Source organism: Arthrobacter sp. BGA-UO-ETr-C19, assembly GCF_059568005.1.
This window is the reverse complement of sequence record NZ_JCAQPC010000021.1, coordinates 137,219-158,185: the sequence shown is the minus strand read 5'-3', so window position 1 is coordinate 158,185 and position 20,967 is coordinate 137,219. Positions and strand designations below refer to the sequence as shown.

General features: G+C 65.7%; 16 protein-coding genes. 9 read left to right on the top strand and 7 right to left on the bottom strand.

Annotation, left to right across the window (positions count from 1 at the left end):
* Positions 1-14 precede the first annotated feature (14 nt).
* The 4 genes from AC57BR_RS13740 to AC57BR_RS13725 all read right to left on the bottom strand — a co-directional run bounded on the left by AC57BR_RS13740 (position 15) and on the right by AC57BR_RS13725 (position 5,435).
* Complete coding sequence (locus tag AC57BR_RS13740; protein WP_496361453.1) at positions 15-2,054, bottom strand: beta-galactosidase; 2,040 nt, start codon at positions 2,052-2,054, stop codon at positions 15-17.
* A gap of 90 nt (positions 2,055-2,144) precedes the next feature.
* Positions 2,145-3,488, bottom strand: a complete 1,344-nt coding sequence (locus tag AC57BR_RS13735) for an ABC transporter substrate-binding protein (protein WP_496361451.1) — start codon at positions 3,486-3,488, stop codon at positions 2,145-2,147.
* 37 nt (positions 3,489-3,525) lie between these two features.
* Positions 3,526-4,476: a carbohydrate ABC transporter permease gene (locus tag AC57BR_RS13730; RefSeq protein WP_496361449.1), complete on the bottom strand. Its 951-nt coding sequence runs from the start codon at positions 4,474-4,476 to the stop codon at positions 3,526-3,528.
* Positions 4,477-4,478: 2 nt separating this feature from the next.
* Positions 4,479-5,435, bottom strand: a complete 957-nt coding sequence (locus AC57BR_RS13725) for a carbohydrate ABC transporter permease (RefSeq protein WP_496361447.1) — start codon at positions 5,433-5,435, stop codon at positions 4,479-4,481.
* A 123-nt stretch (positions 5,436-5,558) separates the two neighbouring features.
* Between AC57BR_RS13725 and AC57BR_RS13720 the strand changes: the two genes are divergently transcribed.
* The 3 genes from AC57BR_RS13720 (at position 5,559) to AC57BR_RS13710 (ending at position 8,514) form a co-directional block, all read left to right on the top strand.
* Positions 5,559-6,641, top strand: a complete 1,083-nt coding sequence (locus AC57BR_RS13720) for a LacI family DNA-binding transcriptional regulator (protein ID WP_496361445.1) — start codon at positions 5,559-5,561, stop codon at positions 6,639-6,641.
* 113 nt (positions 6,642-6,754) lie between these two features.
* On the top strand, positions 6,755-7,216 hold the full coding sequence (locus tag AC57BR_RS13715) for a MarR family winged helix-turn-helix transcriptional regulator (RefSeq protein ID WP_496361443.1): 462 nt from the start codon (positions 6,755-6,757) through the stop codon (positions 7,214-7,216).
* On the top strand, positions 7,213-8,514 hold the full coding sequence (locus AC57BR_RS13710) for an MFS transporter (RefSeq protein ID WP_496361441.1): 1,302 nt from the start codon (positions 7,213-7,215) through the stop codon (positions 8,512-8,514). Before AC57BR_RS13715 ends, AC57BR_RS13710 begins: the two co-directional genes overlap by 4 nt.
* Here the strand turns inward: AC57BR_RS13710 and AC57BR_RS13705 are convergent.
* Complete coding sequence (locus AC57BR_RS13705; protein WP_496361439.1) at positions 8,480-9,013, bottom strand: GNAT family N-acetyltransferase; 534 nt, start codon at positions 9,011-9,013, stop codon at positions 8,480-8,482. The two genes, AC57BR_RS13710 and AC57BR_RS13705, sit on opposite strands and share 35 nt — an antisense overlap.
* Before the next feature lie 176 nt (positions 9,014-9,189).
* On the opposite strand from AC57BR_RS13705, the gene AC57BR_RS13700 reads away from it, so the two are divergent.
* Complete coding sequence (locus AC57BR_RS13700; protein ID WP_190605760.1) at positions 9,190-9,405, top strand: AsnC family protein; 216 nt, start codon at positions 9,190-9,192, stop codon at positions 9,403-9,405.
* A gap of 82 nt (positions 9,406-9,487) precedes the next feature.
* On the opposite strand, the gene AC57BR_RS13695 is transcribed toward AC57BR_RS13700, so the two are convergent.
* Positions 9,488-11,743 carry an immunoglobulin-like domain-containing protein gene (locus AC57BR_RS13695; protein ID WP_496361436.1) on the bottom strand — a complete coding sequence of 752 codons (2,256 nt, stop codon included), beginning with the start codon at positions 11,741-11,743 and terminating at the stop codon, positions 9,488-9,490.
* A 58-nt stretch (positions 11,744-11,801) separates the two neighbouring features.
* Positions 11,802-14,342, bottom strand: a complete 2,541-nt coding sequence (locus tag AC57BR_RS13690; protein WP_496361434.1) for an alpha-L-arabinofuranosidase family protein — start codon at positions 14,340-14,342, stop codon at positions 11,802-11,804.
* A 283-nt stretch (positions 14,343-14,625) separates the two neighbouring features.
* Between AC57BR_RS13690 and AC57BR_RS13685 the strand changes: the two genes are divergently transcribed.
* The 5 genes from AC57BR_RS13685 (at position 14,626) to AC57BR_RS13665 (ending at position 20,764) form a co-directional block, all read left to right on the top strand.
* Positions 14,626-15,597 (top strand): ABC transporter substrate-binding protein, encoded by a 972-nt coding sequence (locus AC57BR_RS13685; protein WP_496361432.1) that lies wholly within the window; start codon positions 14,626-14,628, stop codon positions 15,595-15,597.
* Positions 15,598-15,676: 79 nt separating this feature from the next.
* On the top strand, positions 15,677-17,203 hold the full coding sequence (locus tag AC57BR_RS13680; RefSeq protein WP_496361430.1) for a sugar ABC transporter ATP-binding protein: 1,527 nt from the start codon (positions 15,677-15,679) through the stop codon (positions 17,201-17,203).
* Positions 17,200-18,231, top strand: coding sequence for an ABC transporter permease (locus AC57BR_RS13675; protein ID WP_496361428.1), 1,032 nt, complete (start codon positions 17,200-17,202; stop codon positions 18,229-18,231). The genes AC57BR_RS13680 and AC57BR_RS13675 overlap by 4 nt, the downstream gene beginning before the upstream one ends.
* A complete protein-coding gene (gene yjfF, locus AC57BR_RS13670; protein WP_496361426.1) occupies positions 18,231-19,247 on the top strand; it encodes a galactofuranose ABC transporter, permease protein YjfF in 1,017 nt (338 codons plus the stop codon). Before AC57BR_RS13675 ends, yjfF begins: the two co-directional genes overlap by 1 nt.
* Before the next feature lie 62 nt (positions 19,248-19,309).
* Entirely contained in the window at positions 19,310-20,764 is a 1,455-nt protein-coding gene (locus AC57BR_RS13665; RefSeq protein WP_496361424.1) for a family 43 glycosylhydrolase, read from the top strand.
* Positions 20,765-20,967: the final 203 nt, after the last annotated feature.

Genomic DNA, 20,967 nt, shown 5'->3' with positions numbered 1-20,967 from the left:
TGGGGACTGCTGGTCTATTTGGGGCTTTTGAGGACGGCCACGCCGCGGGCGGCGAGCTTGGCGGTGCCGTCGCCCGGCCCGGTGCCCGCGAGCCCGGCCCCGGGGACCGCCGAGATGTCGACGGCGTGGTCCGTTCGGTTGATCAGGAAAAGGAAGCGTCCGTCCTCCCCTGTGCGGACGGCGAGTTCGACGGCGCCACACAGTTCCGCGGGCAGTTCAGACTCGACCCCGGCCAGGGCCGCGAATTCCCGCAGGACAGGGACCAGGCCGGCGGGTCCGAGCCGTGTCGCCACGTAGCCGGCGGATCCGCTGCCCACGCTGCGCCGGGTTACGGCCGGTTCGCCGGCGTGCTCACCGGAGGCGAACCGGCGCAGGGCCCTCGTTTCGCCCGAGGTGGTGGCAACGGAGTCCGCCCACAGCGTGCCGGTTGACCCGTCGTCGAGCGTGGCTTCCTCTCCGGGCGCCAGCGGGCCGAACTCTTCCACCCGGATCCCCAGCAGATCGCTGAGGGCGCCGGGGTATCCGCCGAGCCATACATGGTCGTTCTGGTCCACGATGCCCGAGAAGTAGGTGGTCACGAGATGCCCGCCGGACTCGACGAACGCGGTCAGCCGCGAGCGCAGCTCCGCCGGCACAACGTGCAGGACCGGTGCGATGACCAGCTGGTAGCCATCAAGGGAGGCTGCCGCCGGGAGGACATCGGCGCGGATGCCGGTGGCCAGGAACGCGGAGTACCAGTCCAGTGCCTCCTGCCGGTAGCGGAGGCGGTCACTCGGATGGGAGTCCAGCTCGCTGGCCCACCAGGAATCCCAGTCGAAGAGGATCGCGGCCCGTGCCGGCTCGCGGCGGCTGCCAGTGACCGGCGAGAGTTCGCCCAGGGTGCGTCCCAGCGCGGTGACGTCGCGGAAGAGCCTGCTGTTGCTGCCTGCGTGCGAAACCATCGCGGAGTGGTATTTCTCTGCTCCCGCGCGCGACTGCCGCCATTGGAAGAAGCAGACCGCGTCTGCGCCGTGGGCCACATGGGTGAGCGAGTCCCGGGCGAGCGCACCGGGCTTCTTGGGCGTGTTCACGGGCTGCCAGTTGACGGCGCTGGTGGAGTGCTCCATAAGGAACCAGGGGTTGCCGCCGGCGATGTTGCCGGTCAAGTTCGCGGAGAAGGACAGTTCGTCATGGTCCTGCGGTCCCGGGACCACGTAGTGGTCGTTGGAGACGAAGTCGACGTCGGCGGCCCAGGCGGCGTAGTCCATTCCCTTCGTCTCCCCCATCACCATGAAATTGGTGGTGACGGGGATGTCCGGGGTGATGCTGCTGAGGATCCGGCGTTCGGCGCGGAGGTAGTCCCGCAGCGAGTCCGAGGAGAAGCGTTTGAAGTCCAGCTGCTGCGTGGGGTTCGGGTAGGACGCCGCCTTGCGAGGCGGGAGGATGTGGCTCCAGTCGGCGTAGCGCTGGGACCAGAAGTCGGTCCCCCAGGCGGTGTTCAGCTCCTCAAGGGTGCCGTAACGGTCCTGCAGCCAGCTGCGGAAGGCGGCCGCGGCGTCGTCGGAATAGTCGTAGATGTTGTGGCAGCCGAGCTCGTTGGAAACGTGCCAGGCGCAGACGGCGGGGTGGTCCTTGTAGCGCTCCGCCATGGTGCGCACGAGCGTCAGTGCGTGCTCGCGGAACACCGGCGACGTTGGCCGCCAGTGCTGCCGGCCGCCCGGCCAGAGGGTTTCGCCGTTCTGGGTGACAGGCAGGATTTCCGGGTGTTCGGCCGCGAGCCACGGCGGCGGGGACGCGGTGGCGGTGGCGAGGTCCACGGCAATGCCGTTGGCGTGGAGCAGGCCGATGATGTCGTCGAGCCAGGAAAAGTCCCAGCTGTCCCGCGCGGGCTGGATGCGTGCCCACGAGAAGATGGCGAGGGAGACGATGTTGACCCCGGACTCCCTCATGAGCCCCACATCCTCTGCCCAGACCTCGCGGGGCCACTGTTCGGGGTTGTAGTCGGCACCGAAGGCCAGCCTCTTGGTGTCCGGGGACGGCCAGCGCAGCCAGCGGTGGTGGGTGGTGTGGGTCATGGAGTTCCTCTTGTTGGGCGCGGTCGGGTGGCCGCGGACGCGCCGGGCTGGCTGGCGCGTCCGCGGAGATGGGTGGGTTGCTGCGGGCTCTTATTCCTTGACGTTGAAGCCCTGCTCGGTGCCGTACTTGACCGAGGCTTTCTGCCACGCGGTCAGGCCGTCCTTGAGCTTGGTGCCGGAGACGTAGGCCTGGCCTGCGGTGTCGTTGAAGATGCTGTTGGCGTAGACCTGGAAGGGCAGGTAGGACCAGCCGGCGGGAACGTTCTTCGCTGATTCGGCGAAGATCTGGTTGGCCTTCTGGCCCCCGAAGTACTTGAACCCGGTGTTCTGGAACTTCTCGGACGCGAGGTCCTTTGACGTGGCGGGGAACGCGCCGCCGTCGATCCTGGCCTGGACGCCTTCCTCAACGTTGGAGTACTTCAGGAAGCCGTATGCCAAGGCTGCCTGGCTGCTGGCGGCGGGGATGGCCAGCGAGCTGCCGCCGTTTTCGGCGCTGCTCTTGGCGCCCTTCTCCCACTGCGGCAGGGGTGCGACCCGCCATTTGCCGGCCCCGTCGGCAACGCCGGAGGCCAGGTTCCCGGGCATCCACGCGCCGGTGGAAAGGGTGGCGATGGTGCCGTTGCCGAGGCCCTTGTACCACTCGTCGCTCCAGGAGCTGATGGGGGCCAGGAGGTCCTCGTCGATGAGCTTTTGCCAGGTCTCGGCGAACTTGGTGGACCCTTCGTCCGAGAAGTTCACGCCGACGTTGGTGCCGTCCACCTGATAGGGCTTGCCGCCGGCCTGCCAGATCATGCTGGTGGTGAACCCGGCGTCGCCGGTGTCGTTGGCGATGTAGGCCTTGGGGTCAGCCTTCTTCAGCGCGCGTCCGGCCTCGAGGAATTCGTCCCAGGTGGTGGGCACTGCGATGCCGTGCTTGTCGAACAGTTCCTTGTTGTAGAACAAAGCCATGGGGCCGGAGTCCATGGGGAGGCCGTAGACGCCGCCCTGCGCCTGCACCGAGGACCACGGGCCGGCCGTGAACGTACCGTCGAGGTCTGCGGCGCCGAACTGGCCTAGATCCGCCAGTGACTTGCTGAGCGCAAACTGCGGAAGTGCGTAGTACTCGATCTGCGCGACGTCCGGCACGCCGGAGCCGGCGGAGATCGCGTTCTGCAGGGCGGTGTACTGGTCGTTGCCGGTGCCTGCGTTGACCAGGTTGACGTCCACGTTGGGGTACTTGGCCTCGAAGCCCTCGGCGACTTTCTTCAGCGACTGGTCCCAGGCCCACACCGTCAGCTTGCCGCCTTTCTGGAGGGCGGCTTCGACGGCGTCGCTGTTGACCGTTTGCTGCGGCGCCGCGCTGCCGCCGCCTCCGCAGGCGGTGAGCCCCAGGGCGAGTGCGGCGGCGACGGCGGAGCTCTGCAGCAGGCCGCGGCGGGTCAGGGTCTTGATCATGTCTTCCTTCTAACTGCGTTGTTGGGTGGGACGGGCGTTATTCTTTGACGCTTCCGGCGGAAAGGCCGGACTGCCAGTAGCGCTGGAGCAGCAGGAACGCTGCGATCAGCGGCAGGATGGTGAGCAGGGAACCGGTGATGACGAGGTTGAAGATGGCCTCCCCGCCGGCGGTGCCGGCCTGCGCGTTCCAGGCATTCAGGCCCAGGGTGAGGGGGTACCAGTCCGGGTTTTTCAGCATGATCAGTGGCAGGAAGTAGTTGTTCCAGGTGGCCACCATGGTGAAGAGCAGCACGGTGACAATGCCCGGTGTCAGCAGCGGCAGGCAGACCTGGAAGAAGGTGCGTGCCTCGCTGGCGCCGTCGATCCGGGCGGACTCCATGATCTCGGTGGGGATGGCCTCGGCGGCGAAGGTCCACATGAGGTACAGGCCGAAAGGCGAGATGAGCGAGGGGATGATCACGGCCCACGGGGTGTTGGTGATGCCCATCTGGCTGAACATGAGGAACGTGGGGACCGCGAGTGCCGTGCCGGGAATGGCCACCGCTCCGATGACGACGGCGAATACAGCCTTCCGGCCGGGGAAATCGAACTTGGCCAGCGCGTAGCCGCCGAGGACGGCGAGGAAAGTGGCACCGCCGGCGCCGAGCACGACGTAGAGGACAGTGTTGGCGAACCAGCGAAGGAAGATTCCGCCGTCGTAGGTTGCTGTCCGGGTGATGTTGTCCCAGAGGGCAAAATCGCCGTCGAACCACAGGCCGAAGGAGTTGAGCAGTCCGTCCTGCGTTTTGGTGGCGTTGACCAGGAGCCAGAACAGCGGGGCCAGGCTGTAGAGCAGGACAAGGCCCATCAGGAGAGTCAGTGCCAGGCTGCGGCGCGGGCGCCGGGCCCCGGCGGCGCGTGGGGACCGCAGGCGCGGGTTACGGAATTTCAGCGGGGACGACGTTCCTGCGGCGGCGATGCCGGGGCGTGCGGCTGACTGGACGCTCATTGTCAGCGCTCCTTTCGCATGCCGCGGACCTGGACGGCATAGGCAATGGCCATGGTGATCAGCCCCATGATGATCGCCACCGTGGCGGAGTAGTTGTACTGCTGCCCGGAGAACGACAGGGAGAAGGCGTACAGGTTGGGCGTGAAGTAGGTCGAGATGGTGTTGGGTGAGAGGCTCTTGAGGATGCTGGGCTCGTTGAAGAGCTGGAAACTGCCGATCACGGAGAAGATGGTGGCCACCACGATGGCGCCACGGATGGCCGGCAGCTTGATCGCGGCGATGACCCTCAGCTGGCCGGCGCCATCGATCTCGGCGGCCTCATAGAGGGACTTGGGGATGACGGTCAGCGCCGAGTAGAAGATCAGCATGTTGTAGCCGATGAACTCCCACGTGACGATGTTTCCGATGGAGGCCAGCACCAGTTCGGAGGAGAGCGGGCTGGGCAGGTTCAGGCCGAAGGCCTGGTTGATGTTTCCCACCAATCCGAATCGGGTGCCGTACATGAAGCCCCACATGAGGGTGGCGACGACCGCGGGCACGGCATAGGGCAGGAAGATCGAGATCCGGAAGAACGACTTCCCGTAGAGCCTGCCGCTGTCCAGGGCGAGGGACACAACGAGGGCGATCATCAGCATGACCGGCACCTGCACTGCCAGGAACAGCGAGACCCGCCCCAGCGCGGACCAGAACTGAGGGTCCCCCAACGCCCTGGCGTAGTTGTCCAGGCCCACGAACGCCGTGCCGCCAATGAGCTGGTTGCGGAAGACGCTCAGGTAGATGGAATAGGCGATCGGGGCAAGGAAAACCAGGCCGAAAACGGCCATGAACGGGCCGATGAACCACCAGCCGGCCCACGAACGGCGGCCGGCGCGACGGCTCGTGCGGCGGCCCGTGCGGCGGTTCGTGCGGCCCGCCGGGGCAGCCGCTCCGGCTCGCGCCGCGACTTGTGGGGACGTCATTGTCATGAAAGGTCCTCTTTAGGGCTGCGTCACCCAGCGGGCGACAGAACGTGTTCTGTTTACGTAAACATCCATGTGAGCTTTTGTGAGTGTTTGCGCAAACATGATTGGTACGATGGTGACATGGAGCACGAACCCGGTCAACCCCCGGCCCGCAATTTGGTCCCTGTGAAGGAGGCGGCCGGCGCCGCGCTGCGGCGCAAGCAGCAGGTCTCCATGGCCGACGTCGCCAAGCTCGCCGGGGTCTCGTCCCAAACGGTTTCCCGAGTGACCAACGGGAGCCCGGACGTCATCGAAAGCACGCGGCGCCAGGTCATTGCGGCGATGAACGAGCTGGGATACCGGCCGAACAGCGCCGCCCGGGCGCTTAAGCGGGGCAGTTTTCGGACCATCGGGGTGATCACGTTCTCGCTGTCCTCGCTGGGCAACATGCGCACGCTGGAGGCCATCGCACTGCATGCAGCCCGGCAGGACTTCGCCATTACGCTGATCCCGGTGACGGCACCAACGCAGGCCGGGATCCAGGGTGCGTTCTCGCGCATGGGCGAACTCGCCGTTGACGCGGTGATCGCCATCATGGAGGTCCACCTCCTGGATGCAGCGACCGTGACGCTGCCTCCGGGCGTGAAGGTCGTCGTCGTCGACTCCGACGCCGGAGACAGCTACAGCGTGGTGGACACAGACCAGGCGGACGGCGCCCAAAAGGCCGTCCAACACCTTTTGGACCTTGGCCACGAGACCGTCTGGCACGTGGCCGGCCCCGAGGAGTCCTTCGCCAGCGAACGCCGCGCCGCCGCGTGGCGCAGCACGCTCACTGCCGCCGGCCGTCCTGTCCCGCCTGTGCTCCGCGGTGACTGGTCAGCGGACTCCGGCTACGAGGCCGGGCTCCGGCTCGCCGACGAACCCGGCTGCACCGCCGTCTTCGCCGCGAACGACCACATGGCCCTCGGCCTGCTCCGCGCCTTCCGCGAAAAAGGAAAAGCAGTCCCCGAAGACATCAGCCTGGTCGGCTTCGACGACGTCCCCGAAGCCTCCTCCTACGCTCCCCCACTGACCACGGTCCACCAGAACTTCGCTGACGTCGGCAACCGGTGCGTCGACAACGTCCTGCAGCAGATCCGCACGAACACCACCGAACCCGGCGTCACGCTGGTGCCCACCGACCTGGTGGTCCGCGCAAGCACAGGAGCCCCGAAGGGGAAATAGGTCACATCCCCCAAGAATCGATTGCCGCCGAGGGAGGCTCGGTGGATAATGGTTAGAGAAGCTAATTAGCTTTGCTAACTAACTTGCTGACGAAAAGGAGGCGCACTTCCCCAATGCCTGCGACCCGAGCGGCACACCAAGAGACCCCCCAATCCATCAGGCCGGACATCCTGGCGATCGACCTTCGGACTGCCGTGATGCGGACCTCCCGCCGGCTCCGCGTTGAGGCCACCGGTGACGTCATCACGCCGGGCCAGTACACGGTGCTGGCCCAGCTCCACAGCGACGGTCCGAGCACCCCCCGGGAACTTGCGGAGCGGGAACATGTGCAGGCGCCCTCGATGACCCGGATCGTGAACGCCCTCGCAGAGCTGGGATTTGTGTCCCGCTCAGCGCATCCGGAGGACGGCCGGCAGATCCAGGTGGGCATCACGCCTGCCGGCGTGGACGTCCTGGAGGAGGCGCGGGGCCAGCGGACCGCCTGGCTGGCGCAGCGGGTCGCCGGCCTGAGCCCGGAGGACAGGCTGACCCTGAGCCGGGCCGCACACATCATGCAGGAGATGAGCGCCCGATGAGCGCCACCTTCCGGGCATTGCAGAACCCCAACTACCGGTTGTGGGCCAGCGGAGCCCTTGTGTCCAACATCGGCACCTGGATGCAGAGGGTCGCCCAGGATTGGCTGGTGCTGACCGTCCTCACCGATCATTCCGGCACCGCCGTCGGCATCACCACGGCGCTGCAGTTCCTGCCCATGCTTCTGCTTGGCCCCTATGCAGGGGTCCTCGCCGACCGGCACCGGAAGCGCGTGATCCTGCTGTGGACGCAGTCGGCCATGGGCCTGTGCGGGCTGGTCGTTGGGCTCCTGGTGGTGACCGGTGCGGCGCAGCTGTGGCAGGTGTACGCAGCCGCCCTCTGCCTTGGGCTGGCCAGCGCCATTGACGGGCCCGCACGCCAGTCCTTCGTCTCCGAACTCGTGGGACAGGACGATATCGCCAACGCGGTGTCCCTCAACTCCGCCTCCTTCAACACTGCCCGGCTTACGGGACCTGCGATCGCCGGAGTGCTCATCGCCTGGGTTGGCACCGGGCCTGTTTTCCTGCTCAACGCCGCCAGCTTCGCCGCCGTCCTGATCTCACTGGCCCGGATCCGCACAGCAGAGCTGGCCCCGACCACGCTGGCAGTCCGCAGCAAACACCAGGTAGCCGAAGGCCTGGGCTATGTGCGCCGGCGTCCGGATCTGGTGCTGATCCTTGCCCTGGTGGGCATCCTGGGGGCCTTCGGCATGAATTTCCCCATCACCAACGCGCTGATGTCCACGGCGGAATTCGGAATGGGGCCCGGTGAATTCGGGCTCCTGGGCTCCATCATGGCCGTCGGGACACTGGCCGGAGCACTGCTGGCAGCCCGCAGATCCGGCCCCCGGCTGCGCTTCCTGCTCGGCGGAGCGCTTGGCCTCGGTTTCTTCACCCTGGTCGGCAGCGTCTCGCCGTCGTTCTGGCTGTACGCCGCCGTCCTCGTCCCGGTCGGGCTCGCCTCGATGACCTTCCTGAACAGCTGCAATACGAGCATCCAGCTCTCGGTGGAGCCACAGTTCCGCGGCCGGGTGCTTGCCCTCTATCTGGCAACCCTGCAGGGCGGAACCGCTCTGGGAGCCCCGCTCATGGGCTGGCTCGGCAGCACGTTCGGCGCCCGCTGGTCAGTGGCCGCCGGCGGCGCCGTCGTGCTGCTGACCGGATTGCTCGCAGTGATTGTGGTGGTCCGGAGCAGCCGCCTCACCATGCGGCAGCAGGTTATGGCTTCCTTCCCGTGGAGGCGGGCTGCGCGGAGGGGCGGCTTCGTCAGCCCTTCCCCGGGAGGGCGTACTCCAGAATGAAGTCGCTCTCCACCGAGTCGCCCAGGGTGAACGACTTCGTCCCAACCTTCGTGAAGCCCGACTTCCCGTAGAAGCGGATGGCCTTGGCGTTCTGGCTGTTGACCCCCAGCCAGACACTTGCCGCGCCCTGGTCCGCAGCCCAGTCCAAGGAGGCCCGCATGAGCGTGGAGGCTGCGCCCCGTCCATGATGGTCCGGGTGCACATAGCACTTGCTCAGCTCCACGGACCGGTGTGCGCCCAGGGCGCGGAGTACATCGGGGTCCGTTGACTGCCGGTCGATGAGCAGGGTGTACCCGTCAAGCCGGCCGTCCTGCTCCAGCACCATGACGGCAATTTTGCGGTCGGCGAGATACTCCACGAACCTCTCCTCGCTGAGCGTCCGCTTGAGGTGGAGCTGAATGTCCTCCGGCGCGGAGTCGGGCGGGCAAGCGAGCGGGAAGGTCGCCGCCGCCAACTCAGCAAGGGCGGCAGCATCGCCGGCAACAGCCTTCCGAATCATTGATACTCCAAAGCGTGAGAGCGGGCAGAAATCAATACAAGGATTGTAGGCCGCCCCGGAGTTAGCCGCAGGTCAGCGGCTGCCGGGCACCTTGTGCTCAACGGCCCACAGCCGGCATGGCGGACGGCGTCAACCTTCGTTGACGCACGACGGTGGCGTCAACTATGGTTGACGCCATGGAGGTGGACCGGTTGAAAACCTTGGTGGGATCCATGGACGGCGACAATCCGGTGAATGGCCTGCAGGCCGTGGCTGAGCTGCACCGGGAGATCGGGCGGGCGGAAGCTGCCCTGGTGCGGCGGGCCCGTCTGGCGGGTTTGTCATGGGAGGCGATTGCGCACGCCCTCGGCGTCAGCAAGCAGGCTGTCCACAAGAAGTACGGCAAGAGATAAACGTGAAGAAACAGGAGACTCCGCCGGTACTGGACTGGTCAGTACCGGCGGAGCCCCTGTTCTTTAGCGGATCAGAGCCGAATCACAGCTGGCTGTGCAGGCGCTCCAGCTCCGTCCTGGTGACGGGCAGGACCGTGCCGTGGCGCGGTGCGCGGGGCAGCTCGTAGTTGGTGGACAGCTTCCAGTTGGGGTTTTCCAGGCTGGTGCTTTCCAGCGGGATGTAGCCGCGGCCGCCGAATTCGTCGACGAACAGGTAGTACTTTTCCTCGGTGTTCGACTTGAAGATGGTGGGCCCTTCCACGCCGCCCGTTCCGGCCTTCTTGCCGATGCAGTTGGCCATGAGCGTCCAGTTGCGCGGGTTCGTGGCGGGCACGTCGATGGCGAGCAGGTCGCTCGACTTTTCCTGCATGATGTCCAGGCAGCCGGAGACCTGCCCTTCGTCCTTGGTGAACCGGTAGTAGGTGTCGCCCTCCTTGATGACGGTGGAGTCAATGACCGAGTTGCCCGGGTCGTTCCACACCTTGGCCTCGGTGAAGGTCCGGAAGTCCCGTGTGGTGGAGTACATCATCTTGTTGTAGGTGCCGCCGGTGTGGCTGGGGTCGTTGTCGGCGTAGAGCTTGGAGGCCCAGTACACGACGTAGGCGCCAATCTTCTCGTCGTAGTGGGCTTCCGGAGCCCAGGTGTTCCCCGCGGTGTCCGGCGAGACCTTCACGTGCCGCTGCCCGGACCAGTTGACCAGGTCGGTCGATTCCCAGACCTCGATGTACTGGCTGCCCTGGCGCTGGGAGGAGTCCCAGCTGGTGCCGCTGCCGATGGAGAGGTCCGTGGCGATCATGTAGAACTTGTCACCCTCCGGGGAGCGGATGATGAACGGATCGCGCAGGCCCTTGGTGCCGAGCCCGGACTTCAGGATGGGCTTTCCGCCGTTCAGCTCGTCCCACTTGAGTGCGTCGTTGCCGCGGCTGGCCGCCATGTGGATGTTCTCGCCCGCGAGGTCGTTGCCGGTGAAGTACGCGAAGGCGTAGCCCTCCTTGGCCTCGGCCTTGGGCAGCGGCAGCACCGTGACGCGGAATTTCTTCCTGGCCTTGGTCTTGCCGAGGGAAACAGTGGCGTGCAGGTTGAGCCTGGCCTGCTCGCTGCCGTAGGCCGGCCGCGTCACCTCGCCGGTGGCAGTGACCACGGACTCGTCGCTCGACGTCCACTCCACCTTGGTTCCGTGCAGCCCCGCCGTGGGAAGGGTGATGTTCCCGCGGATCGCGTCGGCATCCCACACGGTCAGTGCTGCGGCGGACTCGCTGACCTTCTGGTCGTCGCTGATGTCTTCCGGCACCGTCACGGTGAACGCTTTCGACGCCGATGCCCCGCTTGAGGTGGCCGTGGCGGTCAGCGTCACGGTGGTATCACCGGTTCCGTTGGCCGGACGGGTGACCGCCCCCTGGGCTGAGACCGTGGCCGGATCCGAGGAGGACCAGGTGTAAGCCGAGCCGTTCGGGCCGGTAGTGGGCAGCTTCAAGTTGGCGGTCACTGCAGAAGTGTCCCCGAGCGAGAGGTCCTGCAGGTCGAGGGCAACCCGCTGTTCCGGGGAAACGTATCCGAGCTCGCGCACCTCGCCGGCCGAGAGTGCACGGTTGTAGATGCGGAAGTCGCGGACCTGGCCCTTGAGGTACTTGTCGCCGCTGTAGACGGACCGCCCAAGGTAGTTCGCCGTCGTCGTTCCTCCCCCAATGCTTCCCGGCGTGATGGTGACGCCGGTCTTCCGGGCGACTTCGGTGCCGTCCTCGTAGAGGACGGCGGTTCCGCCGCTGAGGGTGTAGGTGATGGTTTTCCAGGCTCCGCGTGACAGGTCCCGGTTCGCGCTGGTGGTCTGCTCCGTGGCCCAGTTGCCGGTGGCGATGGAGGTCCGGTATGCGTTGCCCGTGGTGAAGAGGTAGCCGTTGCCGGTGCCGTTGGTGGTGTTGCCCATCCCCCAGATGAAGTAGGGGGCGCCCTGGTCTGTCGCGATCTTCACGTCCGTGGAGACGGTGATGGAGTCGAGTCCGCGCATGACGTCGTTCGGGAGCCGGACGTGGGCATTCGTCCCGCCGAGCTGCAGGCCTTCGCCGCCCAGGGCGGTGGCGTCACCGCTGATCACACCGTTGCGGCCGTTGCCGGAGCTGTCCTCCGCCACGGTCCCGGCGGATTCCGTCAGGTTGTACTTGAGGACCAGGCCATAGTCGACGGCGGCGTGGGCCGGCGCCGCGGCGACCAGCCCGCCGAGCGCCAGGGAAGCGGAAGCGGCCAGTGCGGCCGCCGTCGTCATGGCCGGGCCCGTCCGGGCCCGTGAGTGGGTAGGGAGCATTGAGACACTTTCGTTCGGGCGGCCCGGGGCCGCTGTGATTGGGCGCAACGGGAGTTGCCTACTTGCGTGTGGCGTCTGCCAGCCGGATGAAGGTCACCGACTTCGGCTCGAACTCATACGTGAATTCGGGTCCCGCGCCCTTGAAGGTGCTTGCAGCCGGAGCCAGGTTCTGCGCGTCGGCGGTCTGGGTGAGGGTGGTGACCGCGGCGGAGGTGCCGATGTTGGCTGCACCCGCCACCTTGATGTCCACGGGCGCCTTGGCTGCGGAGGTGTTGACCACCTTCACGATCGTGTCGCCGGTTTTAGCGTCCTTCGTGACAACGGAGTAGACGGGATCGGCCTGCGTATCATCCACCGTGCCCCACAGGACGTTGTCCAGGTAGAGCTTGGCGGTGCGTCCTGAGACCACGATCCGGATGTCGTATTCATGCCCGGTCTGGATCACGGTGTTCTTTTCGATGACGTTCGACTTGCCGCCGTTGACGGCCTTTTCGACGACGGACTTCGAGTTGTTCCAGCCGCCCAGGTTCCACCAGAAGTAGTTTCCGGTGTCCTTGACCCCGAAGGAGACGAGGAAGCCTTCCGAGCCGGCCAGCTTGGTGGCCTTGGTGCTGAGCGTGTAGTTGCTCCAGTCGGCGCTGCCGGCGGTCACCATGGTGTTTTGCGCGGTGGTGCTCGACTGGACGTAGCCGCCGTCCTTGATGGACCAGGTACCCGTCCCGTTGCCGGTCCAGGCATCCGCCGTTCCGGAGAAGTCGTCGCTGAAGAGCGTGGCACCATCCGCCCCGGTGACCTTCACGTCGTCGTACCGTGCGGAGGTGGCCCACGTGGACAGGCCGATCTTGCCGGAAATCGGCACCACTGTGGAAGCCGGGTTGTCCTGCGTGCTCGGCACCACCTGGTTGCCGACGTTGTTCATGAACAGCTTCTGGACCTCGTAGTTGGGGGTGGTCCGGACAGAGGTGCCGTTGAAGAACATCATGTCCGGGCTCCACTGAGTGTTGGCCTCGTTGGCGATCAGCGGTGCGTAGGACGCCATCTTGACCACGTCGGCGTTCCGCTCCAGGCCGGTCATATAGGAGGCTTCCGCCAGTGCGTTCTCGGGCCTGTTCCCCTGCGACGCGTACTCGCCGAGGAACACCTTGTAGCTGTTGCGGTCGTAGGAGTCGTAGCGGTGGTTGTTGTTCAGGAACCAGGAGGGGGTGTTGTAGTAGTGCTCGTCGACGAGGTCCACACCTGTCTGGGCGTTGAAGCTGGCGAGGTCGTCGAATTCCGGTCCTTGGCTGAACGGGCCGGTGTTGCCGATGATCTTGATCTCGGGGTGCGCCTTGCGGACGGCGTTGTAGAACTGGGTGAAGTACTGCTTGAACTCCGGCTTGTACTCCTCGTTGCCCAGGGAGATGTGGTCGAGGTCGTACGGTGCCGGGTGGCCGTAGGCGATGCGCTTGGCGCCCCACTCGGTGCTCGCGTCGCCGTTCGCGAACTCGATCAGGTCCAGGGTGTCCTGGATGTACCGGTCGAGTGTCGCCTGGTCCGGGGCACGGTTGGAGTCGCCGCAGCCGGTCACGCCGACCGGAACCACCGGCACCGGAACGGCCCCCATGTCCTCGGCCCACTGGAAGTACTCCATGTAGCCCAGCCCATAGGTCTGGTTGTAGCCCCAGAAGTTGCGGTTCGCGGGGCGCTGCTCCACCGGACCGATGGTGTCTTTCCACTGGTAGGTGCGGGCACGCGTGTAGTTGGGGGCCGAGTAGGTGTCGTAGCTTCCGGTGTTGACGATGCAGCCGCCGGGGAAGCGCAGGAATCCGGGGTGCAGGTCATTAATCTTTTCGGCGAGGTCTTTGCGGAGGCCGTTTTCCCTGCCGTTCCAGGTGTCCTGGGGAAACAGCGACACCATGTCGAGGCGGACCGTGCCGGTGCCCTGGACGAGGGTGGTGAGCCGGCCGGCGCCCGTGGAGGACTTGGGCGAAAGGGTCACCTCGTACTTGGCCCAGCGGTCACCCTTAACCTTGATGGTGGCGATGTCCAGGCGGGTGCCTTCGGGCGTCTCCAGCGTCACGGCCAAGGTCGAGCCGGACGGGTTGGAGGTGCGCGCCCACACGGAGTAGCTGTACTTTTTCTTCGCCTCGAGCTTCTGCCCGGCGTTCCAGCCGCTGTTGCGCACGCCCACTCCGGCGCCGCTTCCCGCGCCAGCCGCGGAGGCGTCGATCTGCAGGTAGTTGCGGTTGTTTTCATTCAGCCGGTTGCTGTCATTGACGACGGCGACCGTTCCGTCGCTGCCCCGCTTCAGGGTTTCCCAGGCGGTCATCGGAGAGTAGGCGCGGTTGTCGGCGGAGCTGAACTCAAACGACCGGTTCTGGACGAGCTCCGCGTAGATGCCGCCGTCGGCGCCCTGGTTGATGTCCTCGTAGAAGGCACCGTACATGGTGGGGTCGATCGAAGGCCCTGACCCGGCGGCGTTGATGCTGATGGTCCGGTTCTCGCCGGACTCGGCATTGGCGCCCAGGGCGGGGGCCAGCGTCAGCAGCGCGGCTGCCAGGGACCCGGTGAGCACCAGGGTGCAGGTCCGTTTGGCGGGACTTGAGGGTTTTGATGGCATGGAAGGGATGGCCTTTCTCCATTGAACGGTTCGCCGGCAGCCGGTGTTAACGCTAACAAAAGGGCCGACCGGAGTTGAGTATTCGACATCTTTTCGCTCTTGTAAAGGGCATTCCCAAAAATCAACAGACCTTGCACGGCTCGAGCGAAATTGTGAACAGGGATACTTGACGACCCAATTGTTAGCGTTCACAATGATCCACAGAGCGCATCAGCTCACTTGCAGCAATGGCGGTGTTTGAAGTCTCCCGCCTGCATGTAACTAACGCTTCCGGGAGGATGTTGTGTTTAAGAAATCCCTGCTTGCGGTGGCCGCCGCATCAATGCTTACCCTCACTGCCTGCGGTGGAACGGCCGGCGCCGGCAGCGCTGGCGGAGACAAAATCACTATGGGCTTCGCCCAGGTGGGCGCCGAAAGCGGCTGGCGCACCGCCAACACCAAGTCGGTCCAGGACTCCGCCAAGAAGGCCGGCGTCGACCTGAAGTTCTCCGACGCCCAGCAGAAGCAGGAGAACCAGATCAAGGCCATCCGCTCCTACATCCAGCAGAAGGTCGATGTCATCGCGTTCTCCCCCGTGGTGGAGTCTGGCTGGGACACGGTGCTGAAGGAAGCCAAGAACGCCAAGATTCCGGTCATCCTGACGGACCGCGCGGTGGACTCCTCGGACAAGACGCTCTACAAGACCTTCCTCGGCTCCGACTTCGTTGAGGAAGGCAAGAAGGCCGGGGACTGGCTGGTCAAGGACTCCAAGTCAGCAACCGACACCGTCAACATCGTCGAAATCCAGGGCACCACTGGATCCGCACCCGCGAATGACCGGAAGGAAGGCTTCGCGGAAGCCATCAAGGCTGACCCGAAGCTGAAGATCGTCGCCTCGCAGAGCGGCGACTTCACCCGCAGTGGCGGCAAGCAGGTCATGGAGGCCTTCCTCAAGAACAACGCTGACATCGACGTCGTGTTCGCCCACAACGACGACGAGGGCCTCGGCGCCATCGAAGCGATCGAAGCCGCCGGCAAGGTTCCCGGCAAGGACATCAAGATCATCACCATCGACGCCGTGAAGGACGGCATGACCGCGCTGAGCAACGGCAAGATCAACTACATCGTCGAGTGCAGCCCCATGCTCGGTGACCAGCTCATGGATCTCGCGAAGAAGGTCATTGCCGGCGAGAGCGTGCCCGAACGCGTCGTCACCGAGGAGACGACCTTCACGCAGGAGCAGGCCAAGCAGGTTCTTGCCAGCCGCCCGTACTAAGCCGCGGCGCCCCTGAACGTCCGTGCGGCGGCGGATCACCGCCGCCGCACGGCACACCAATCACAGGAAAGACACGAGGATGAACGAAATCGTTCCGGTCGTCGAGATGACCGGCATAGCTATTGGATTCCCAGGGGTTAAGGCGCTCGACGGCGTCGACTTCCGCCTCTTTCAAGGTGAGGTCCACGCCCTGATGGGTGAGAACGGTGCCGGCAAGTCAACGCTGATCAAGGCCCTGACCGGCGTGTACACCATCGACTCCGGCACCATCACGGTGCTCGGTGAACCGAAGCGGTTCTCGTCCCCCGCTGAGTCCCAGGCGGCCGGCATCAGCACCGTCTACCAGGAAGTCAACCTCTGCCCCAACCTCACCGTGGAGGAAAACGTCCTCCTGGGCCGCGAGCCCCGCCGCCGCGGCTCCATCGACTGGAGGGGCGTGCGGACGCGGACCAGGGAGGTCCTGGCCGAGCTGCAGCTGGACCACATCGATCCCGGTTCGCTCCTGTCCACGCACTCCATCGCGGTCCAGCAGCTCATCGCCATCGCCCGGTCGGTGGAGATCAACGCCAAGGTCCTGATCCTGGATGAACCGACGTCGAGCCTGGACGCCGACGAGGTCAGCCAGCTTTTCCGCGTCATCAGGGACCTCCGCGACCGGGGCGTCGCCATCCTTTTCGTCTCCCACTTCCTGGAACAGGTCTACGAGATCTCCGACCGCATGACGGTCCTGCGCAACGGCAAGCTCGTGGGCGAGTACCTGACCCGCGATCTCTCCCGCATGAGCCTCATCTCCAAAATGATTGGCAAGGACATGGAAGCCCTCGCCGAACTGGACCAGGCCCCTGCCCGGACCCGCGCCAGCAGCGGAACCGGCGTCCCGCCCTTCATCGAGGCCCAGGGCCTCGGACGGAAGGGGTCCGTCTCCAACGTGGACCTGTCCGTTTATCCGGGTGAAGTGGTGGGCCTGGCCGGCCTGCTCGGTGCCGGCCGGACCGAGATCGCCAGGCTCTTTTTCGGAGCTGACAAGGCCGACGAAGGCTCCATCAAGGTCAAGGGCGCGGGCCAGAAGATCCGTTCGCCTCGGGCGGCCATCGACAAGCGCATCGGATTCTGCTCCGAGGACCGCAAGGAGGAAGGCCTCATCGGCGACCTCACCGTGCGCGACAACCTGGTGCTGGCCATGCAGGCCAGCAAGGGCTGGGCACGCCGGATTCCCCGCAAGGTCCAGGACGAGCTGGTGGCTGAATACATCGAAGCCCTCGACATCCGGCCGGCCAACCCCGACGCACTCATCCGCAACCTCAGCGGTGGCAACCAGCAGAAGGTGCTCCTGGCCCGCTGGCTGGTGACCCGCCCCGAACTCCTGATCCTCGACGAGCCCACCCGCGGCATCGACATCGGAGCCAAGACCCAGATCCAAAAGCTCGTTAACGGACTCGCCGCCGACGGTATGTCGATCCTCTTCATCTCCTCCGAACTTGAGGAAGTGCTGCGCGTGAGCGACCGGATCGCGGTCATCAAGGACAGGGCGATGGTCGCGGAAATCAACAACGACGGCGTCTCCGTGGAAGACGTCATGACGGTCATCGCCGGAGGTGCCCAGTGAAATCCCTTGTGAAACACCGTCTTGCGTGGCCGGTGATAGCCCTGGCAGCGCTGCTGCTGCTGAACCAGATCTTCCGCCCCGACTTCCTGGGCCTTCGGATGCAGGACGGGCACCTCTACGGCAGCCTGATCGACATCATGCGCAACGGCGCCCCGACCATCCTCATCGCGCTCGGCATGACCCTGGTCATCGCGACCAGGGGCATCGACCTCTCAGTCGGCGCAGTGGTGGCGATCGCCGGCGCCGCCTCGTGCGCCTACATCGCCGACTCCCCCGACCCCGGGTCCCCGGTGACGGCCGCGACGGCAGTCCTCATCGCCGTCGTCGCCGGCCTCTTCCTCGGCGTCTGGAACGGCTTCCTGGTCTCCACCATCGGCGTGCAGCCGATCATCGCCACCCTTGTCCTCATGACAGCCGGCCGCGGCGTCGCCCAGCTCATCACCGGCGGCCAGATCGTCTCGGTGTCCAACGACCACTACAAGTCGATCGGCGCCGGATACCTGTTCACCCTGCCGATCTCCATCCTCATCACCGCGGCCGTCTTCGCCCTGGCCGCCGTTCTCACGCGGCGCACCGCACTGGGAACCCTGATCGAGGCCGTCGGCATCAACCCCGTCGCCAGCCGCCTGGCCGGACTCCGCGCGCGGAACATCATCTGGATCGTCTACGTCTTCAGCGCCATCTGCGCCGCGATTGCCGGCCTGATGATCAGCTCCAACGTCACGGCGGCCGACGCCAACAATGCCGGGCTCTACATCGAAATGGACGCCATCCTGGCCGTCGTCATCGGCGGCACCTCACTGGCAGGCGGGCGCTACACCCTGGTGGGAACCGTCGTCGGGGCGTTCATCATCCAGACACTGACCACCACCGTCTACACCCTCGGGATCCCGCCGGAGGTGACCCTGGTGTTCAAGGCGCTCGTGGTCATCACCGTTTGCCTCCTGCAGGCGCCCAAGGCGCGGAACCTGCTCAACAGCCTCAAGGCAGCACCCAAGCCCGCCGCAAAGGAAAAGGTCGCCATCTAATGTCCCCGCTGTCCACGCTCACGCCCCTGCCCCTCAAGAAGCCGTCGCCGGCGCGTAACCGCCTGCGCGGAGGTGCCCGCTACGCGCCGACCCTGGCCACGGTGGGCCTGTTTATCGCCATGTTCGCCGTGGGGGCGGGGATGTATCCGAGCTTCCTCTCCGGCCAGGTCTTCCTGAACCTGTTCATCGACAACACCTTCCTGATCGTGCTGGCCGTCGGCATGACCTTCGTGATCCTCACCGGCGGCATCGATCTGTCGGTTGGGGCCGTCGTCGCACTGTCCATGATGGTGAGCGCGACGCTCCTCCAACAGGGCTGGAACGCCGGGGCCGTCATCGTCCTGGTGCTGATCATCGGCGGCGGGCTCGGGCTCCTGATGGGGCTGATCATCCAGTACTTCGACATCCAGCCGTTCATCGTGACGCTGGCGGGAATGTTCCTGGCCCGCGGCCTCTGCTATGTCATCAGCCTCGACTCGATCCCGGTGACCGAAGGGTTCTTCACCGGCATGGCGCAGGCACAGATCCCGCTGCCCGGCGACCTCTTCGTCTCGCCCGGCGTCCTCCTGGCCCTCGGAATCGTGGGCATCGCCTTTTTCGTCCTGCACCACACCCGCTTCGGCCGGACCGTCTACGCCATCGGCGGCAACGAACACTCCGCCATGCTGATGGGCCTTCCGGTGAAGAGCACCAAGATCCTGGTCTATGCCCTCAGCGGCCTCTGCTCGGCCGTCGCCGGCATCCTGTTCTCCTTCTACAGCCTCTCCGGCTACAGCCTGGCGGCGCAGGGCATGGAGCTCGACGCCATTGCGGCGGTGGTCATCGGCGGCACCCTGCTGACCGGCGGCACTGGATACGTCCTGGGATCCGTCGTCGGCGTGCTGGTGCTGGGGATCGTCCAGACCTTCATCGCCTACGACGGCACCCTCAGCTCCTGGTGGACCAAGATCGTCATCGGCGGCCTGCTCCTCGTTTTCATCCTGCTGCAGCGGCTCTTCGCCCGGAAAGCCGGCTGACTCTTTATCTGTCCCGCTTTGCCCGTTCCTTACTCCCCGCACGTCGAAAGGACTTTTTCAGCATGAATGATTCCGTCAACCGCCAGTTCTCCCGCCGGTCCTTCCTGGGATCCGGAACCGCCGCGGCCGCAGCCTTCGCCGTCGCGGGTGCCGGTGGCGGGGCCCTGACGGCGGCGCCCGCCGCTGCCGCCGCCGTCGATCCGGCTCAGGTGATCAACCCGGTGGTTCCGCAGCGGGCGGACCCGTGGCTCATGAAGCACACGGACGGCAAGTACTACTTCACGGGTTCCGTGCCCGAGTACAACCGCATCATCGTCCGGTCCTCCCCCACCATCGCGGGACTCGGCAGCGCTTCGGAAGCGGTGGTCTGGACGCGGCCCGCCTCCGGAACCATGGGCGGCCACATCTGGGCTCCCGAACTGCACCACTTCGACGGCCAGTGGCACATCTACTTCGCCGCCGGCGACAGCAGCGACGTCTTCCGGGTGCGGATCTACGTGATTTCCACTGACGACGCCGATCCGACCACCGCAGTGTGGGGTCCGCCGGTCCGCGTGTACACGCATGCGGACACCTTCTCCCTGGATGCCACCACCTTCGAGCACGAGGGCACGCGCTACCTGCTGTGGGCCCAGAGCGACACCGGCGTTAACTCCAGCCTGTACATCGCGTCCATGTCCTCACCGTCAACGCTCTCCAGCGCCCCGGTCCGCATTGCTGTTCCGACGCTGGACTGGGAGACCCGGGGCTACAAAGTGAACGAAGGCCCCGCCGTGATCAAGCGGAACGGACGCATCTTCGTGACCTTCTCCGCCAGTGCCACGGACGCCAACTACTGCATGGGCCTGCTGACAGCGGACGCGACTGCCGATCTGCTCACTGCAGCCTCGTGGACGAAGACTCCCGTCCCCGTCTTTGTCACCACGGAGGGCTCGAAGCAGTACGGTCCCGGCCACAACTCGTTCACCGTCGACGAGGCCGGCAACGACGTGCTGGTGTACCACGCCCGGTCCTACCGCACCATTGTCGGCGACCCGCTGTACGATCCCAACCGGCACGCCCGGGTCCAGCGGCTGTACTGGAACGCGGACGGCACGCCGAACTTCGGCGTGCCGGTGGGCGACGGCGAACTGCCGGTCCGCCTGGAGCCCGCCTCAGGGCCGGGCACCTTCCTGGCGCACGACGGCGTCGCCGTCACGGCCGCGTCCTCCCCTGCACTGGGGTCATCCCAGTTCCGCATCTCGCCGGGCTACGCCAAGAAGAACTCGGTGGTCATCGAACCGGTGCTGGCCAAGGGCCGCTATCTCCGGGTGCAGGGATCGTCGGTGACCATCGCTGCCACGGAGGGGGCGTCGTCGGCCTTCCTTAAGCGGGGCGGCCTGTCGGATGGTGCCGGTGCCTCCTTCGAGTCGGTGGACGTCCCGGGCTCCTACCTTGTGCTTCAGCAGGGTGCCCTGGCGTTGGCGAAGGTGGGCAAGAACGAGCGGCCGGCGGCCACGTTTTTCCTGCGCTCCTAGTCCTTTTTGGATCCTGAGACTCCCGCGCGCTGGGCGCGTGGGTGACTGCGAATCACTGGTGATGTGGTGGTTGTGCATCTGGGCAGGGCCGGCGGTTTCCCCGCCGGCCCTGCTGTTGCCCATCCGAAAGGGTAGTCAGAACCGTCAGAAAACGGCGTTACCCCTGCCCGCTGGTTTCGGAATCATGGATGTCAGGCAGAAAA

Excerpts from the sequence above, each read along its gene's own strand:
- AC57BR_RS13740 (WP_496361453.1), bottom strand. The coding sequence starts at position 2,054 with ATGACCCACACCACCCACCACCGCTGGCTGCGCTGGCCGTCCCCGGAC.
- AC57BR_RS13735 (WP_496361451.1), bottom strand. The coding sequence starts at position 3,488 with ATGATCAAGACCCTGACCCGCCGCGGCCTGCTGCAGAGCTCCGCCGTC.
- AC57BR_RS13730 (WP_496361449.1), bottom strand. The coding sequence starts at position 4,476 with ATGAGCGTCCAGTCAGCCGCACGCCCCGGCATCGCCGCCGCAGGAACG.
- AC57BR_RS13725 (WP_496361447.1), bottom strand. The coding sequence starts at position 5,435 with ATGACGTCCCCACAAGTCGCGGCGCGAGCCGGAGCGGCTGCCCCGGCG.
- AC57BR_RS13720 (WP_496361445.1), top strand. The coding sequence starts at position 5,559 with ATGGAGCACGAACCCGGTCAACCCCCGGCCCGCAATTTGGTCCCTGTG.
- AC57BR_RS13715 (WP_496361443.1), top strand. The coding sequence starts at position 6,755 with ATGCCTGCGACCCGAGCGGCACACCAAGAGACCCCCCAATCCATCAGG.
- AC57BR_RS13710 (WP_496361441.1), top strand. The coding sequence starts at position 7,213 with ATGAGCGCCACCTTCCGGGCATTGCAGAACCCCAACTACCGGTTGTGG.
- AC57BR_RS13705 (WP_496361439.1), bottom strand. The coding sequence starts at position 9,013 with ATGATTCGGAAGGCTGTTGCCGGCGATGCTGCCGCCCTTGCTGAGTTG.
- AC57BR_RS13700 (WP_190605760.1), top strand. The coding sequence starts at position 9,190 with ATGGAGGTGGACCGGTTGAAAACCTTGGTGGGATCCATGGACGGCGAC.
- AC57BR_RS13695 (WP_496361436.1), bottom strand. The coding sequence starts at position 11,743 with ATGCTCCCTACCCACTCACGGGCCCGGACGGGCCCGGCCATGACGACG.
- AC57BR_RS13690 (WP_496361434.1), bottom strand. The coding sequence starts at position 14,342 with ATGCCATCAAAACCCTCAAGTCCCGCCAAACGGACCTGCACCCTGGTG.
- AC57BR_RS13680 (WP_496361430.1), top strand. The coding sequence starts at position 15,677 with ATGAACGAAATCGTTCCGGTCGTCGAGATGACCGGCATAGCTATTGGA.
- yjfF (WP_496361426.1), top strand. The coding sequence starts at position 18,231 with ATGTCCCCGCTGTCCACGCTCACGCCCCTGCCCCTCAAGAAGCCGTCG.
- AC57BR_RS13665 (WP_496361424.1), top strand. The coding sequence starts at position 19,310 with ATGAATGATTCCGTCAACCGCCAGTTCTCCCGCCGGTCCTTCCTGGGA.